At 61.4% G+C, this 17212-nt stretch carries 14 protein-coding genes; 10 read left to right on the top strand and 4 right to left on the bottom strand.

The window, feature by feature from the left end:
* The 3 genes from ACXJKO_RS22435 to ACXJKO_RS22425 all read left to right on the top strand — a co-directional run.
* The coding region (locus tag ACXJKO_RS22435) for a beta-xylosidase family glycoside hydrolase (protein WP_457093290.1) at positions 1 to 634 on the top strand (634 nt) is incomplete at its 5' end.
* An 80-nt stretch (positions 635 to 714) separates the two neighbouring features.
* Complete coding sequence (locus ACXJKO_RS22430) at positions 715 to 1713, top strand: Gfo/Idh/MocA family protein (protein ID WP_457093289.1); 999 nt, start codon at positions 715 to 717, stop codon at positions 1711 to 1713.
* Positions 1714 to 2285: 572 nt separating this feature from the next.
* Entirely contained in the window at positions 2286 to 2717 is a 432-nt protein-coding gene (locus ACXJKO_RS22425) for a hypothetical protein (protein ID WP_457093288.1), read from the top strand.
* Positions 2718 to 3096: 379 nt separating this feature from the next.
* Here the strand turns inward: ACXJKO_RS22425 and ACXJKO_RS22420 are convergent, their stop codons facing one another.
* A complete protein-coding gene (locus ACXJKO_RS22420; RefSeq protein ID WP_457093287.1) occupies positions 3097 to 5001 on the bottom strand; it encodes a potassium transporter Kup in 1905 nt (634 codons plus the stop codon).
* Positions 5002 to 5617: 616 nt separating this feature from the next.
* Between ACXJKO_RS22420 and ACXJKO_RS22415 the strand changes: the two genes are divergently transcribed.
* Positions 5618 to 6772, top strand: coding sequence for an AI-2E family transporter (locus ACXJKO_RS22415; protein ID WP_457093286.1), 1155 nt, complete (start codon positions 5618 to 5620; stop codon positions 6770 to 6772).
* A gap of 180 nt (positions 6773 to 6952) precedes the next feature.
* Here ACXJKO_RS22415 and ACXJKO_RS22410 read toward each other — a convergent pair whose 3' ends face one another.
* Together ACXJKO_RS22410 and ACXJKO_RS22405 are read right to left on the bottom strand one after the other, a co-directional pair.
* Positions 6953 to 7735 (bottom strand): class I SAM-dependent methyltransferase, encoded by a 783-nt coding sequence (locus tag ACXJKO_RS22410; RefSeq protein WP_457093285.1) that lies wholly within the window; start codon positions 7733 to 7735, stop codon positions 6953 to 6955.
* 632 nt (positions 7736 to 8367) lie between these two features.
* Positions 8368 to 9540: a sialidase family protein gene (locus tag ACXJKO_RS22405; protein ID WP_457093284.1), complete on the bottom strand. Its 1173-nt coding sequence runs from the start codon at positions 9538 to 9540 to the stop codon at positions 8368 to 8370.
* 295 nt (positions 9541 to 9835) lie between these two features.
* Between ACXJKO_RS22405 and ACXJKO_RS22400 the strand changes: the two genes are divergently transcribed.
* The 6 genes from ACXJKO_RS22400 to ACXJKO_RS22375 all read left to right on the top strand — a co-directional run bounded on the left by ACXJKO_RS22400 (position 9836) and on the right by ACXJKO_RS22375 (position 16987).
* The gene (locus ACXJKO_RS22400; protein WP_457093283.1) at positions 9836 to 11341 is read left to right on the top strand and encodes an ABC transporter substrate-binding protein; all 1506 of its coding nucleotides are present in this window, start codon (positions 9836 to 9838) and stop codon (positions 11339 to 11341) included.
* A gap of 68 nt (positions 11342 to 11409) precedes the next feature.
* Positions 11410 to 12321, top strand: a complete 912-nt coding sequence (locus tag ACXJKO_RS22395; protein ID WP_457093282.1) for an ABC transporter permease — start codon at positions 11410 to 11412, stop codon at positions 12319 to 12321.
* Positions 12322 to 12324: 3 nt separating this feature from the next.
* Positions 12325 to 13257: an ABC transporter permease gene (locus ACXJKO_RS22390; protein ID WP_457093281.1), complete on the top strand. Its 933-nt coding sequence runs from the start codon at positions 12325 to 12327 to the stop codon at positions 13255 to 13257.
* Positions 13250 to 14872, top strand: a complete 1623-nt coding sequence (locus ACXJKO_RS22385) for an ABC transporter ATP-binding protein (RefSeq protein WP_457093280.1) — start codon at positions 13250 to 13252, stop codon at positions 14870 to 14872. The genes ACXJKO_RS22390 and ACXJKO_RS22385 overlap by 8 nt, the downstream gene beginning before the upstream one ends.
* Positions 14873 to 14937: 65 nt before the next feature.
* Entirely contained in the window at positions 14938 to 16062 is a 1125-nt protein-coding gene (locus ACXJKO_RS22380; protein ID WP_457093279.1) for an iron-containing alcohol dehydrogenase, read from the top strand.
* 28 nt (positions 16063 to 16090) lie between these two features.
* The gene (locus ACXJKO_RS22375; RefSeq protein WP_457093278.1) at positions 16091 to 16987 is read left to right on the top strand and encodes a dihydrodipicolinate synthase family protein; all 897 of its coding nucleotides are present in this window, start codon (positions 16091 to 16093) and stop codon (positions 16985 to 16987) included.
* An 87-nt stretch (positions 16988 to 17074) separates the two neighbouring features.
* Here ACXJKO_RS22375 and ACXJKO_RS22370 read toward each other — a convergent pair.
* A partial coding sequence (locus ACXJKO_RS22370) for an FCD domain-containing protein (RefSeq protein WP_457093291.1) occupies positions 17075 to 17212 on the bottom strand: 138 nt, incomplete at its 5' end.

Here is a 17212-nt window from a genome sequence, read left to right as displayed (position 1 = left end):
CGATTTCAACGATGAAAGTCTCCCGTCCGAGTTTCAGTGGCTGCGCACGCCGGAATGGGAGCGGTTGTTCTCTTTGAGCGCCAAACCGGGGCATCTCCGGCTTTACGGGCGCGAGTCCGTCGGGAGTTGGTTCGAGCAGGCGCTGGTCGCCCGGCGGCAGACGGAATGGAGCTATTCGGCTGAAACCGTGTTGGATTTCAATCCGGAGTCCTATCAACAGCTTGCCGGCCTGATTTGCTATTATGACCGTGCGCGCTTCCACTATCTCGCCGTGTCCGCTGACGACGAGGGAAGGCGGGTGATCCAGGTCATCTCATGTTTGGGAGACTACCCGGATTCCTTGATGACATATGCTCTCGACAGCGATCTGCTTCTGTCGGCTGATGGTCCAGTTCATCTCGGCGTCGATGTGCATCTGGCGGATCTTCAGTTTAGGTGGTCTACCGACGGAATAAATTGGAAACCTGTCGGTCCTGTTCTCGATGCGAGCATTCTGTCCGACGAGGCAGGGCTGGGTGCTCACGGCTCGTTTACCGGTGCGTTCGTTGGAATGGCAGCGCACGATCTGTCGGGGCGCGCTCTACCGGCGGATTTCGATTTCTTCGTTTTCCGCGCAGCCGAAGGCAGTGAGTAACCGAGCGAGTGCAGGTCGCATCACGGTTAAGTTCAAGAATGCTTGCGCCGCTCATCGACACATACTCTAGGGAGGACAAAATGCAGCCGGTTCGTTGGGGAGTCTTGAGCACGGCCAGGATCGGAAGGACAAAGGTCGTTCCGGGAATGATGAAAAGTCCGCTTTGTGACATTGTCGCCGTCGCTTCGCGAAACGAGGCATCGGCGCAGGCCATGGCTCAAGAACTCGGAATTCCGAAGGCTTACGGTTCATACGAGGCGTTGCTCGCAGATCCGGATATCGAAGCCATCTATAATCCGCTTCCCAATCACTTGCACGTCCCACTGACACTCATGGCGGCATGTGCTGGTAAGCACGTGTTATGCGAGAAGCCGATTGCGATCACGGCTCAGGAGGCGGAGCAACTCAAGGAGGCCTCATCCAAAGTCTTCATCGCCGAAGCTTTCATGGTCCGACACCATCCGCAATGGCAACACGCCCGAAATCTCATTCAGGAGGGAACCATCGGAGAGGTGAGGGCGATCCAAGTGCTCTTCTCCTATTTCAACGCAGACCCATCCAACATCCGTAACATGGCGGATATCGGTGGAGGTGGGTTGCTGGATATCGGCTGTTACGCGGTGGTGGCCGGGCGCTACTTCTTCGATGCCGAACCGGCCCGTGCCATCGCGCTTGAGGATCCCGATCCCGCCCTGGCAATCGACCGCACGATGAGCGCACTCTTGGATTTCGGTGCAGGTCGCCAGCTCACCTTCACAGTTTCGACGCAACTCGTGCCTTATCAGAGGGTCCAAATCCTCGGGACGAAGGGGCGTATCGAGATCGAAATTCCTTTCAATGCCCCGCCTGACCAGCCGACCCGCATATTTCTCGATGATGGGGCCGTGCATGGCGGCTGTTCAGCGCGGGCCGTCGAGTTCCCCGTCGCGGATCAATATCAGCTCCAGGGAGAGACGTTCAGTCGCGTCGTTCGTGGTGCCGCTCCTCTCAGATACGATCTCGAGGATGCGCTGAAGAACGTGCGCGTTCTCGATGCGCTACGACGCTCCGTGAAGTCATTGGCTTGGGAAAGGATTTAGGCACCACCCTTGCCGACCCTTTCCCGTTGATATGTTTTACAGGCTCCAGACATGACAAAGCCCCCGTCTAGTTTTCACCGCGGGGGCTTTGTCTCAGATTTGGTTGCGGGGACCTGAAACCACCGAGATTTCACTCGTGGTCAATTTCTTAAGATCACCTACGGAGAATATTTTATTACGCCCGACCGAAAAAAGTCGGGTGGCCTTCATAAGGCCTGAGTGCGGATAGCCGAATCGCGCTCTTGGCGACTATGGGAGGTATCGCCGTTGCTTCTCCTAGCCCGGCGGCGTTGACGGCCAATGCTTCTGCAAAGGGCGTCAGGGCTGCCCTCGATGAGCTTGCGTCATGGGCCTATGTGGACCTTCGGCCCTCCGTCCGAACCGTCGCGATCAAGATCAAGATCATGCGCTAAAGCTGGACCGAACAGGGTAATTTGCATCATTGTAACACATTGAACGCGATCCATCGTTCATACTCCGAAAAACCCTCAGCTTGGACCACCGGGCGCTTGGAGAATAGCCAGCTTGAGGTAAGAAAAGCTGCTACCTTGTAATTTGATCAGCAGGCTACCTTGGCGCGTACCAGCAAAAATGAGAGGCTGATGCAGTCGTGGATTGCAGACAGCTATTCTCCGCCTCGTAGATTGATGCGATGGTCGAAGGGCTTCTACCACAACCGTGTCCCCCGAAAGTTTCGAATTTCTGGCGTTCTGCATTGGCTCGCGAAAACCGGCATGGCCTCGTCTGCCCCGGTAGTCGCATGGGTCCATGGCTCTATATCGGGTTTGTTGGCGACCAGCGTAGCTGGGGCGATTTTCATCGGACACAGCGCGGTTTCCTTCCTCGATAGTCTCTCGAAAGAAAAGGCAATCCAGTCGGACGATAACCAGACTGACATTGTTGTTCGATTCGGCGATCTTCTGGTCGCTCATAAAGTTCGAGGAACGCTGAACGATATAGAACGCGACGACGCGATACGGGCATGCTTGCTACGCCGAGAGTGAAGGGATCGACCCAGATTTGCCGCGGCTGACCAAGCCGTTCCGGAATGCCGAGCCTGCGACGAGCCTGGCAGCGTTGAAAGTGGCTGAGTTAGAATAGGCAATAGGCAATAGGCAACGACGCCTGACCGAGAGCGACCTAGGATATCTACCTCTTCGAGGGCCGATTGGAGATCTGAGTGCCAATGTCCGCCTATGGCACGAGGGGGAATTCAGCCGAACATCTGGACCTACAGAGCAAGCAGACCTCTACAGCGCCTTGTTCAAAGGCCATCCGTGACCCACAGGTGACACTCCGACGTGGCGGTGCCGTTCGCGGGAGAGGTTCTGAACGCCGAGTCCGCTATCAGTAATCAAATGTGAAATTTGACTTCGTATCAGGTCAGATTTCGATCGAGCTACCGATCTCGACGACCTGCGAGGCCGGGATGCAGAAATAATCCGCCGTCAGTTCGGCATTGCGGTTCAGCATGGCGAAAATCACTTCCCGCCAGAATGCCATGCCGGGAAGCGCTCGTGTGGCGACGACGGTCTGCCGGCCGACATAGTAGGTGATGTTGTCGGGATCGAGATCCATCAGGTGATGGTCGCGTGCTGCAAGGCGCAGAGCTACCGGCACATTGGGCTTCTCGGTGAAGCCTAGGCGCAGGATGAGGCGCTGAACACCATCGCCGATCGGCACGAGATGAACTCTATGCTTCGCCGTGACCGTCGGTTCGTCGGTTACCATCACCGAGACAAGGAACACCTGCTCGTGTAGTACACGGTTGTGTTTCAGGTGGTGCAGCAGGGTGCCGGGGATCCCGGTCTGGGAAGCTGACATGACAACGGCTGTCCCGGGAATGCGGATCGGCGGATGATCTTTGAGCATCTGCAAGAAGTCACCTGTGCTCATGCGTAGGTGTGTCCGGGCCCGTTTGACGAGCTGCTGCCCCTTGCGCCACGTCAGCATCATGAAGGCAGCCGTTGACGCAATCAGCAGCGGGAACCAGCCCCCCTCCAGCAGCTTGGTGGTGTTCGCCGCAAAGAAGACCAAGTCGACGAGAAGCAGGCATCCGTTCAGCACATAAACAAGAACGGGCTTGTGGCCCCAGTGCAGCGCCACATAGGTCGCCAAGATGGTTGTGATCACCATGTCGAGCGACACTGCCAGGCCATAGGCGCCAGCCAGCCGACTGGACGACCCAAAGCCCAGGACGGCAATGAAGGTCAGCGTCGCCAGAGCCCAGTTCACGAGCGGCACATAGACGTGGCCACGTTCGTGGCTCGAGGTATGAATCACCCGCATCCGGGGCAGGAAGCCAAGCTGGATCGCCTGCTGGGTTAGGGAGAAGGCTCCGGTGATGACAGCCTGCGAGGCGATGACTGTCGCCAGGGTGGCGAGCACGACGAGGGGATAGTGAGCCCAGTCCGGAGCGAGATGATAGAACGGACTCTCGATGGCAACCGGATCGGTGAGGAGCAGAGCGCCTTGTCCGAGGTAGTTCAGCACCAGTGCAGGCAGGGCAATGGTGAACCATGCAGTGCGGATCGGGGCAGGGCCGAAATGGCCCAAGTCCGCATACAGCGCCTCTCCGCCGGTGACGGTGAGAAAGACGGCGGCCAGCACCCCGAGCGTCACCTCGACATCCGTATGGATCAGGAAGCTGAGCGCGTAGTACGGATTGATTGCAACAAGCACACCCGGAGCCGCCAGGAGGCTGCCGAGCCCGAGCAACCCCAGTACCCCGAACCACACAAGCATAAACGGGCCGAAGATCCGGCCGATCTGGCCGGTGCCCATGCGCTGAACCGAAAACAGCGTCACCAGAATAGCCATCGTGATTGGCAGCACATAAGGCTGGAACCGGGCGTCATCGATCGAGAGACCTTCGATTGCGCTCAGGACTGAGATCGCCGGCGTGATGGTGCCGTCAGCGTACAGCAGCGCTGTTCCGATGAGACCGAAGACGGCAAGGTATATCCGCCAGGAGCCGGGCTGGATGCGTCGAACGCCTAGAAGTGCGAGGAGGGCGATGATTCCTCCCTCGCCGCGATTGTCGGCCCGGAGGATGAACAGGCAGTACTTAATCGAAATGACGACAACTAGCGACCACAGGATCAGGGACAGTACCCCCAGCACGGTGGCTACGGACAGGGTGCCGTGGTCAGCGGCGATGGCAGCCTCTCTCAAGGCGTAAAGGGGGCTGGTGCCGATGTCGCCGAACACAACCCCCAGGGCACCGAGAACCACCGCCGGCGTAGGTATTCCGACTCTCGTTCCATCAGCTCGGGTGTCAGCAATCATGGCCATGGCGGTCCAAGTGCTTGCAGGCCAATGCGCCTTCTCGTTGAGAGATAACTGGGGTGATACTGCCCAGTTCCACATCGGAGGAGATGGCGGCCTTGGTGACGTGCAAACAATGTATGCGGCTCTACGAACAATGCGCTCGGAAATCAGGATAACATTCGGCCCTCCGTTGGAGATTTAACTGTTAGCCCTGAGGCTCTCGCCGCCATGGATCGGCAAAGGTCTGTTCCTGGCACGTTCCGGAAGTAGGCTGAACTTCTGCAAAAGCGCGACAAGCGGACCTTTACACGGCCACGCTTAAAGGCCGTTTTTGACTCATTGCAGTCGTTCGAACCATCCGCCCCGCGTCCGCGCATGTAGGCCAGGGCCGCCCCCATCTTAACTCGGAATACGTACACGAGGGCCGACGTGGAGCCGTAGCCGAGCTCCATGGCCGTTCGGCTCACGTCCAGGCCGCCCTGAGAGTTCAATCGCCTTGAACAGCCGCAGCCGCCGCCGGGAGCGCAGGCCCATGCCCAGTTCCRCCTCGAAGCGGCGGGCCCGGGAAAGCGGACATCCAGCAACCTTCCGTTCCGGTGAGAGTTGGCCCTTCTGGCACGTGAGGAGGGTGAGAGTGGCACGGGAACAACGGACCGTCGCTCCGTCGCAAGCCAACGCGCAGGCTGAAGCGCAAAAAACCCGTGAAGCACAGGACGCCGTGGCCACTGGTGAGGCTGTGCCCAAGGGCGTCCGCTCGGTCGGCCTCCTCGTGCTCAGCGTATTGGCCGTGGTGTACACGCTTTACCTTGGCAAAGAGATCATCCTTCCAATCATGCTGGCCGTTGTGCTGAAGCTCCTGCTTCAGCCTGCGATGCGTCTGTTGCACGAGCGGCTGCACGTACCCCAAGCGCTGTCAGCCCTGCTCCTGATCCTTGTTGTCTTCGGCGCCATTGCGACCATTGGCTTTGCGGTCTCGCTGCCGGCCTCCGGCTGGATCCAGCGTGCGCCTGAGAGCCTTCCTCTCCTCAAGGAGAAGCTGGCAGTGCTGCGTCCGCCGCTCGACTTCCTCCAGCAAGGATTGAAGGAGCTGGAAAACGTCACCAGTGCGGCCAGTCCGGATGGGGGCGCTCAAACCATTACGGTCAAGCAAGCTTCAGGTTTCGGTGGGTCGCTGGCCAGCGGTACGGCGACGATGCTGTCCCGCTTTTTCACCACCATGATCGTGCTCTTCTTTCTACTCGCCTCAGGGGATCGCCTGTTGCGGGGCTTTGTAGAGGTATTGCCACGCTTTTCCGACAAGCGGCAGGCGGTCGAGATCGCAACCGAGATCCAGGAGAATATCACGGGCTATCTTCTGACGATCACGATGATGAACACCCTTGTTGGCGTGGCCACAGGGCTGGCCATGTGGGCCTGTGGGCTTGGCACGCCGCTTCTGTGGGGTGCCACCGCGTTCCTGCTGAACTACATCCCGATCCTCGGTCCGATGGCAGGCCTCGTGATTTTCTTCGTCGCAGGCGTCCTGAGCTTCGGCTGGCCCTGGTACGCACTGATCCCCGCCGGGATCTATCTCCTCATCCACGTTGCGGAAGGCGAAACAATCACGCCGATGCTTCTGGCCAAGCGGTTCACGCTCAATCCGGTGCTGGTGATCATCTCACTTTTCTTCTGGCACACGCTCTGGGGCATTCCCGGCGCTTTGCTCGCAGTGCCGCTACTGGCCATGATGAAGATCGTTGCGGACCGTATCGAGTCGTTGAAGCCCGTCGGGCACATCATTGGCGCTTGAACAGGCATTGCAGGAAAGCAGTAAGCCTGAAACGCGGYCGCGCAAGCCTAAATGTTGCCTTTTGGCACATTGCCGAAGTAACGCTTTGGTCCGCTCACCAAGCCTAAGCAGTCCTTTGTGAAGGGCAGGAGATCTTCAGAGACTGGTCCGGAGCGGGCATTGCTCCACCCGAGTTTCAGCTCAATCAAGCTCGGTTTGGCGCTGTGCGGTTGTTGCTGTGAACGCGATTGTTGTCGTCCAGTAAGTTGGGTCGCGATACAAGGCAAAGAACTCGTCGAGTGTTGCTTGTGATATGCCGCCTTCGGCTTGCAGCTTGTCGGCKACTTCGCRGATCCCATAATTCCACCATTCCGCAAATTTCGAAGCGCCGTTATAGAGAATGGCATGCCCTTCGGAGTTGATATTCAGCAAGCCCTCTGCTTGCAGCCACGCGGGAATCTTGCGCCCAACGTAATAGTCAATCTTGTGGGCTGCCGCCCATTGAATGAATTGCGTCCAGAAATGTTTCTGGGTGGGCGGCCCGACAGTCCATGTCGGATAGAAGTCGGGCTCCTGAATGAAAAGATGACCACCCGGTCTGAGCCAGTGCGCAACCTTGCCCACAACCGCGCGGCGTTCGGGTAGATGGTGCAGGAGCGCCCGGATTGCGATGAGGTCGTACGGTGCATCAGATGGCTCGTCGCGTACGACATCAAACTTGCGCACTTCCAGATTGCTGCGTGCAATTCCTTCCATCAGATCGGTGCGGATGTCACTGGCGATGACATGCCCGGCGGGACCGACGCGCTGCGCGAGCCACTGCGACAGCGAGCCGTTGCCGGCGCCGATCTCCAGGCAACGCCAACCCATGCCAACACCTGTCTGCAATAAATGAAACTCGCTTGATGGGTCGAGCAGGTCCGACATCAGCCGCAGCCGCGCCGCTTCGCCCTTCAGATCGTGGTGCCAGACATACTCAGCCATGACAGCCTCCTAAGGTGCATCACTTTATTGTCTCACAGTTCACCGTGGTTGGCTGGCAGGCAACCTTCTGCTGCGCCTCTCCGGCACGCTCGCAGCATCAGCCGCGATATCTCCCACAATCTTTCAGGCATGGGGGAGGTGAGTTGGTAGGTGCTGCGATTGAATTTCTCCCATGCGTCGATCCGGAAGTGGGCTAAAGGTCTGCTCAAGCAGGGAACACCGGACATCCTTAAAGGCCAGGGGATTTCCTAGTTTGGCACTGGGATGACCTTACCCCAAGTTGTGCGGTTGCGCGCTGAGCGGACCTTCATTTGATCCGCTCTACGTTACACTTTGACCCACAGCGGTCCTTCCGACGCGCGCAGTGGGATCCTTTTCATCAGCAGTGATGTCGTTGACTTGCACGCCCAGGACATAATGGCAGGCCACATACTGGGCGAACGCAAAATTGTGTATTGGCGGCTCATGCCCGCACAGGCTCTCGGACTATTGGCTGATCCAGGTCTCGTTCTAGAGCCTGGATCAGGCGGAGGTTGCCCTTATGCGAAGGCGAGCGTTCAACCCGCACGAGAACCGGTGCACCGATCGCCACATCGGTTTAGGTCGAATGCGCGATGCACACTTTCGCGATTTCAGTGCCGATCGACCCAGTCCGGTGCCAGGCGGACGTATTTGATGGCGCGTCGATGGAAGGTGTATGCGAGATGCAGCGCACCGTCCGGTCCCTGCACCATCGCTGGGTACGACAGCTCCTGGTTCCGGCCATCGAGCGGGTTGTTCGAAAGGCACGTTCCCGGCCCATCGTCGACGATCCGCCGTTGCGGGAAGGTCTTGCCGCCGTCGGTCGATACGCAGAGGGTAAGGGGAGCGCGCGGCACGCCCCAAATGGCTGCAACCCCTCCAGCGGGATCTGAGCGTCCATCGTCTTCCTCGCCGAGCTCGTCATAGAGCGACTCGCGCCGGGCAGGCGAATCCGTTGCGGAAACCGGGTTGCACAGCAGCGCTACACGCCCATCGGCGAGCCGGATGGCGACGATCGAGGAGTTGTTGTTCGGCACGTCCGTCGGCTCGGGCGTTGACCAACTGCGTCCGCCGTCGGTGCTTTCCGTCCGGTAGACGAAGTCCGCCTGCCGCCGCCTGAAGAAAGCGGCCATGCTGGCCCCGCCGAGCGGCACGATGGTCATGTGGACACAGCCGGTCGAGTTCGGCACGTCCAGGAGGGACCAGCTCTCGCCGCGATCCTGGCTGACGGCAACGGCTGCGATGTCATGGCTGCCGGTCCAGCGTGTGCCGGGCAGAACCTTGCATAGGAAGAGCGGAAGCATCCACGCCCCGTCATCACGGACGATTAGGGATCCGCGCACGAAGCTGCCCTTGGGCAGATCGAGGGTACGTGGCGGACCGGAATGTACGTCGGCAGCCGTTCGCTCGATCGGGCGAAAGCGGACAACGCACTCCTCCTGGCGCCCGCCTGGCTGGGCCGTGTGGAACAAGCCGATCGAGCCTGACTGCGGGTCGATGAAGATGACGGGGTTCTGCTCCGAGCGCGTCTCGTCGTCCGAGACCTGGTCCGCGGCGCTCCATTGCGTGGCCCCGGGTGCCAGCGTGGACATGCGGATGAAGATGTCGGGTCGGCCTTCCAGCGTGCCGGCAAACCAGGCACAGGCCAGCGAGCCATCCGGCAGCCATTGAAGGAACGACGCGTGATTGTGGATCACCGGCGAAGGCAGGAACGCCTCCCCACGGTCGGGCCCGATCTTTTCCAAGCGACCGGTCATGTGCTCTGCAATGTTGTCTGGCGTCACGGTGTCCTCCCATTGCGAATGTGGCATCGAAATGAACCAGTTTTGCAAGCTTGTCAAGTTGATAAATTGCCCTCCTAAATTTACCGCCGCGCTTACAAAGCATTGGTAAAATTGAATAAATTGCATTACGCGAAGATGAATAGTCTTGGCATGTGCATCGAAACGATCCGTCTGGAAATAATATGTTGACAACTTGTAAAACGGCGGCAATATTACACGCAACAAAGGCTACCCCGTCACAAGGCCCACAAAAGGGCTGTGGGTCTGGTCGCGGGGCGACATAGGGAGGTAGGAAATGATCCGTTCAACTCTGCTGCTTACCGCTGCGCTGACGGCTCTGCCGCTGGCGTCCGCTTACGCCCAGAAGGCCGGTGAGGTGACTGTTGTCCTCGGCGAGGACCTTGATCTGGTCGAGCCATGCATGGCTACGCGGTCGAATATCGGCCGGGTCATCTTGCAGAACGTCAACGAGACGCTGACCCAATACGACGTGAAAGGCGGCAAGGGCGTGCTGCCCCGGCTGGCCGAATCCTGGACCGACCAGGGCAATGGCACTTGGCGCTTTAACCTTCGCAAGGGCGTGAAGTTCTCCAACGGGACGGCCTTCGATGCCAACGACGTCAAGCACTCGGTCGAGCGCATGCTGAGCGACAAGATCACTTGCGAGTCTTCACGCTACTTCGGCGATACCAAGCTCAGCCTGAACGTCGTCGATGACAATACGATCGACGTCACAGCCACTCCGCCGCAGCCGATCCTGCCGCTGCTCATGTCGATCGTCACGATCGTGCCTGCCGAGACGCCTTTGGCCTTCGTCCGTGACCCGGTCGGCACCGGCCCCTACAAGCTCACCCAGTGGAACCAGGGCCAGAACATCACCCTAGAAGCACGCAGCGACTATTGGGGCCAAGCACCCGCGGTGAAGAAGGCCACCTATGTGTTCCGTTCCGACCCCGCCGTTGCCGCCGCGATGGTGACCAAGGGCGAGGCCGATCTGGCCCCGTCGATCTCTGCCGCCGATGCAACCGATGCCAAAAGCGACGTCTCGTACCTGAACTCCGAGACCCTGTACCTTCGCATCGACAGCGCCGTGGCGCCCATCACCGACAAGCGAGTCCGTGAGGCGCTCAATCTCGCTATCGACCGCGGCGCCTTCATCGGATCCCTGCTGCCGAAGGGGACCGTCGAGGCAGCCGCCATCGTGCCGCCGACGACGCTCGGCTGGAATCCCAACGTCAAGCCGTTCCCCTTTGATCCCGACAAGGCCAAGAAGCTGCTCGCGGCCGCCAAGGCCGACGGTGTGCCGGTTGATACCAAGCTCTACTTGATCGGGCGGTCCAACCTCTTCCCCGGCGTCGTCGAGGTGGTCGAGGCGATCCAGCAGATGTTGCAGGATGTCGGGTTCAACGTCGATGTCCAGATGCTCGAGGTTGCCCAGATCGAACAGCTCTACAGCAAGCCGTTCAAGGAGGGCCGGCCGCCGCAGATGCTCGTGGTCCAGCACGACAACTCGCGCGGTGACCCGGTGTTCTCGATGTACTTCAAGTATGACAGCAAGGGCCGCCAGTCGGGGATCTCGGACCCGAAGGCTGATGAGCTGATCGCCAAGGCTACGGCTGCGACCGGGCCGGAGCGGGCCAAGCTGTGGTCGGACCTGATCGCCTATGTCCATGACGACGTGGTCGCCGACGTCCTGCTCTTCCATATGGTCAACTTCRCCCGGGTCGGCAAGCGGATCGCATTCACCCCAACGATTGCGACCAACTCCCAGCTCGAGCTCGCGGACATCACCTTCAAGTGAGGCGATCGCGGGAGGCGGTACTGCCTCCCGCACTCGCCGCCGGATGTCGCCTACCGTGGAGGAAAGCCGTGCCCCAATACGCTTCGCGCATCATATCGAGCTTCTTCTCGCTCGCACTCCTGCTCGTCCTGGTCTTCTTCCTGTCCCGCCTGACAGGTGACCCGGCAGCTCTTTTCCTTCCGGTCGATGCCACGCCGGAAATGCTCAACCAGTTCCGCGAACTGCACGGGCTCAATGATCCCATCATCGTGCAGTTCGGCCGCTACGTCTGGGATGTGCTGCACCTCGACTTCGGTGACAGCCTGCGTCAGGCGCGCCCGGCCATCGACATCGTTCTCCAAGCCTTCGTCTGGACACTCTGGCTGGCGATCACCACGATCGTTCTGGTCTCGATCGCCGCCATCGTCATCGGCTCGCTGGCCGCCTTCCGGCCCGGCGGCATCTTCGATCGATTGGTCTCGCTGATTTCCCTGATCGGCGCTTCGGCGCCCGATTTCTGGATCGCCGTCGTCGGCATCACCGTCTTCGCCATCGGCCTCGGGTGGCTTCCGACGTCTGGTACGGGCACGGTGTGGCACTGGATCCTCCCGATCGCGGTGCTGTTCATCCGGCCGTTCGGCCTCCTCCTCCAGGTCGTCCGTGGCTCGATGATCCAGGCCTTCGGATCCGCCTATGTCAAGACGGCCCGTGCCAAGGGTGTCGGCAACCGGTCGATCATCTTCGTCCATACGCTGCGCAATGCGATGCTGCCCGTCATCACGGTTATCGGCGACCAAGCGGCGGCGATGCTCAACGGCGCCGTCGTAGTCGAAACCATCTTCGGCTTCCCGGGCGTCGGCAAGCTGATGATCGACTCGATCCTGACGCGCGACTTCAACGTGATCCTTGCCGCGATCCTGGTCACCGCGCTGGCGATCTTCATCATGAACCTGCTGATCGACCTGGCCTACGCTCTGCTCGATCCCCGTATCAGGACCTGACCCATGGCCGTCGCAACCCCAACCCCCGTGAATGCGGTCCCAGCGCCCCAGCGCAGCCGCGTAAGCATTGTCCTCGGCATGCTGTGGCGCGACAAGTTCGCCACCGCTGCGGTGATCTTCCTGCTGCTGGTGATCCTCTGTGCCATCTTTGGCCCGGCATGGCTTGGCGATGCCGCCGTCAGGCAGAACCTGCGCGGCCGCAACGCGCCGCCCTTCTCGCTGCAGCAGGGCTGGCTCTTCGTCCTCGGCGCCGATGCGCTCGGACGGCCCCTGCTGGCCCGCATCGTCGTCGCCGCCCAGAACACCCTTGCGATCGCAGCCGGCGCCGTCGTCCTGTCCTCTATCCTCGGCGCGATCCTCGGGCTCATCGCCGGCTACGGGCCCAATTGGGCAAGCACCTTGATCATGCGCATTGCCGACGTGATCATGTCGTTCCCGTCACTGCTGCTGGCGGTCATCGTGCTCTACATGTTGAAGCCGTCGGTCGCGAACCTGATCCTCGTGCTGGCAATCACGCGCATCCCGATCTACCTGCGGACGACCCGGGCCGAGGCGCTGGAGATCCGCGAGCGGATGTTCGTGCAGGCGGCGCAGGTGATGGGGGCATCGTCCAGGCGGATCGTCTTCCGGCACATCCTGCCGATGATTGTCCCGACGCTGGTCACGATCGCGACGCTCGACTTTGCCTTCGTCATGCTCGCCGAGAGCGCACTATCCTTCCTCGGCATCGGCATCCAACCCCCGGAAATCACCTGGGGCCTGATGGTCGCACAGGGCAGGCAGTATCTGGCCAATGCCTGGTGGCTCGCCTTCTGGCCCGGCCTCGCAATCATCCTGACCACGCTGTCGCTGAACCTTCTGTCGGGCTGGCTTCGCATCGCGCTCGATCCCGCCCAGCGCTGGCGGCTTGAAATCGGAGGACGCAAGAATGGCTGACCGTCACCTGCTCGAGGTCAAGAACCTCTCCGTTCGGTTCCACACCGCCGCCGGCATCGTCGATGCGGTTCGGGGGATAAGCTGGCACCTGGACCGTGGCGAGACCCTGGCCATTCTCGGCGAGAGCGGTTCGGGCAAGTCGGTATCCGCCTCGACCATCATGAACCTGCTCGACATGCCGCCGGCCGAGATCACGTCAGGGGAGATCCTGTTCGATGGACGTAACCTGCTGACGTTGCCTGCCGCGGAGCGCCGGGCGATCAACGGCAAGCGCATCGCCATGGTGTTCCAGGACCCGCTGAGCCATCTCAACCCGGTCTACACCGTCGGCTGGCAGTTGCGCGAGATCATGCGCGTCCATGGCGTCGCGGCACCGGAGGCCGCCTCGCGTGCCCTCGAGCTGATGCGCCGGGTCGGGATTCCGGAGCCGGAAGCGTCGATGGACAAGTATCCGCACGAGTTCTCGGGCGGCCAACGGCAGCGCATCATGATCGCGATGGCCCTCGCCAACAAGCCCGACATCGTGATCGCCGACGAGCCGACCACGGCACTTGACGTGACGGTTCAGGCGGAGGTGCTCAAGCTGCTCGAGGAACTCCAGGCTGAGATGGGCATGGGCGTGCTCCTCATCACGCATGATCTCGGCGTGGTCGCCGATGTCGCCGACCGGGTGGTAGTCATGAATGCCGGCGAGATCGTCGAGGCCGGAACCCCAAGCGAGATCTATCATCACGCCAAGCATCCCTACACGCGCAAGCTGATTGCCGCCGCACCGGGGCGCGGCGAGATGAAGGCACCTGGCAGGGGCGGGACGCCCATTCTCAAGGTCGAGGACGCCTGCAAGACCTACGGCGATTACCACGCCTTGAAGAACGTGTCGTTTGAGCTGATGAAGGGCGAAACCCTGGCCGTCGTCGGCGAGAGCGGATCAGGCAAGTCGACGGTCGCCAAGGCCATCCTCAGGCTGATCGAGGCCGATTCCGGCAAGGCGCTGTGGAAGGGCAAGGACCTGTTCACCATGCCGTCGCGGGAGCTCTACGCGATGCGCCGCAAGATCCAGATGGTGTTCCAGGATCCGACGCAGTCGCTCAATCCCCGCATGTCGATCTACCAGATCATCTCGGAGGCGTGGGTCATCCATCCGGAGATCCTTCCCAAAGCGCGATGGCGTGAGCGCGTGGCCGAGCTGCTCGTGCAGGTGGGTCTGCAACCCGAACACGCCGCACGTTATCCGCACCAGTTTTCCGGTGGCCAGCGCCAGCGGATCGCGATTGCGCGGGCCCTCGCCCTGGAGCCCGAGATGATCATTGCCGACGAGGCGGTCTCGGCGCTCGACGTGTCCATCCAGGCGCAGGTCATCGCACTGCTCGACAAGCTGAAGCGCGAGCTCGGCATTGCCTTCATCTTCATCGCCCACGACCTACCGGTCGTCCGCGACTTCGCCGACCACGTGATGGTGATGGAGAAGGGACGCGTCGTCGAGCAGGGGACCGTGCGCGAGATCTTCGAGAGCCCGCGCGAATCCTACACGCGCCGGCTTCTGGCGGCGGGCCTCGATCCCGACCCGGACGTTCAAAGGGCGCGCCGGATTGCCGAGCAGGCGGTCGCTGTATGACCGCCGTCATTCGCCGATGCGGTGTCGGCTCTCGCACACGCATTCTGGAACTGAGGAGATAACCAATGCCAGGACTTGAGCAAGCCTTGGAAATGCAGCGTCCACCGATCGTCCGCTTCGGTATCGGGCAGATCGCGACGCTCGCGGCGTGGGTCGCCGACGTTGGCGTGCGGCGCTGCTTCGTCGTTGCGGATAGGATCAACGCGGCGCGCCTCGACGTGCTCGGCTTGGCCGATCCGGGCGTGTTCGGCGACGTCAAGCCGGAACCGGACCTGCCGAACCTGGAGGCTGCGGTCGCGGCGGCCAAGGCGATGGGCGCCGACGCCATCGTCGGCTTCGGCGGCGGCAGCGCCATGGACTTGGCGAAGCTGGTCGCGGTCCTGGTGAGCAGCGACAAGGGCCTGCGCGATGTCTCCGGCCCGAACAGAGCACCCAAGCGCACCGTCAAGCTGATCCAGATCCCGACGACGGCGGGCACCGGAAGCGAGGTCGGGACCCGGGCCCTGATCACGGACCCGGAGACCATGAACAAGATCGCGACGGAGAGCGTCGAGATGCTGGCCGACATCGCCATCATTGACCCGGCGCTGACCGTGTCGGTCCCGCCCATGGTGACGGCCGCGACCGGCGTCGACGCCATGGCCCATTGCGTCGAGGCCTTCACGAGCAAGCGCGCCCATCCGATCATCGACGACTACGCCCTGCGCGGCATCCAACTCGTCGGGCGCTACCTCAAGCGTGCGGTGGAGGATGGGGGCGACCTCGAGGCCCGTGCCGGGCTGGCCTTGGCGGCCTTCTACGGCGGCATCTGCCTCGGCCCCGTCAACACGACGGCGGGCCATGCGCTCGCCTATCCGCTCGGGACCCGGCACAAGTTGGCGCATGGCATCGCCAACGCATTGATCTTCCCGCACGTGCTCGCGGCGAATGCCCGTGCCGTGCCGGAGAAGACCGCGCTGGTCGGCGAAGCACTCGGCTTCACCTGCGAGAGCCGACAGGCGGTGTTCGGCGGCGCGAACGCGTTCTGCACCGGATTGGGCCTCGACATGGGGCTGCACAGCCACGGCATTCCGCGCGACGACCTGCCGGCCTGCGCCAGCGAAGCCCACCAGATCCGGCGGCTTCTCGACTTTAATCCGGTCGACCTGCGGGAGGCCGACATCCTGGACATCTACGAAGCCGCCTATTGAGGCGTTGCCGAACATGGAGAACACGACAATGGCCAAGGAAGCTTTCGTCGCGCTCGTCACCTGCTTCAACGACGACGAGACGATCAACTATGATGCGACACGCGCCCAGGTGCGCCGCCAAGTCGAGGCAGGCAACAACATCATGTGTGCCGGGACGAACGGCGACTTCACTGCGCTGACCTTCGAGGAAAAGGTCCGGCTGACCCGGGAAGTGGTGGACGAAGTCGGCGGCCGGGCCCGCGTCATCGTCAACGCCGGCATGCCGGCTACTTACGAGACGGTGCTGCTTGCCCGCGCCTTTCAGGACATCGGCGTCGATGGCATCGCGGTCATCACCCCGTTCTTCATCGCCTGCACGCAGGACGGCCTGATCCGCCATTTCTCGACGGTCGCCGACAAGGTGACGACGCCCGTCTACCTGTATGACATTCCGGCTCGGACCCAGAACCATATCGAGCCCGCGACGGCGAAAACGCTCGCGGCCCATGGCAACATCGCCGGGATCAAGGATTCCGGGGGAAGCCAGGAGACGCTGGAAGCCTATCTGGCGGTCGGGCGCGAGATGACGGGTTTCGATGTCTATTCCGGACCGGACCACCTGGTGCTGTGGTCGCTGCAAAACGGCGCCCGCGGCTGCATATCCGGGCTCGGCAATGTCATGCCCGGGGTGCTGGCCGGGATCGTGGCCGCCTTCAACAAGGGCGATATCGCCGAGGCGGAACGTCTGCAAGAGCGCTTCGGCGCGTTTCGCAAGGATCTCTATGCCCTGGGTTATCCGCCGGCGCTGGTCAAGCGGGCGCTATACCTCATGGACAACTCGGTCGGGGCAAGCCGGCAGCCCGCGCTGCTGCCCGATCCTGTACAGGACGCGAAGATTGCGGACATCCTGGAGAAGCATGGTCTGATCTCTAAGGCAGCCGCATGATCATGCGGGTTGCGACCGGCCTATCGGCAGGCCGGTCGCAGTGCCTGTTGGAACTCCGTCAGGATAGGCCTACCAGCCGGTGTGAACTTATCTGGTGCCGCCCAGGTTGATCAGCGTGCCGCCGAACAGGCGTTCCCGCGAGTGGATCAGGTGGTTGCGCATCAGCGCCTCGGCCTGCGCCGCCTGGCCGTCACGGATTGCGGCGAAGATCGCACGGTGTTCCTG

This window comes from Microvirga sp. P5_D2, assembly GCF_054049475.1.
Note: the sequence above shows the minus strand (reverse complement) of the source record. Positions and strands in the feature narration are given on the sequence as shown.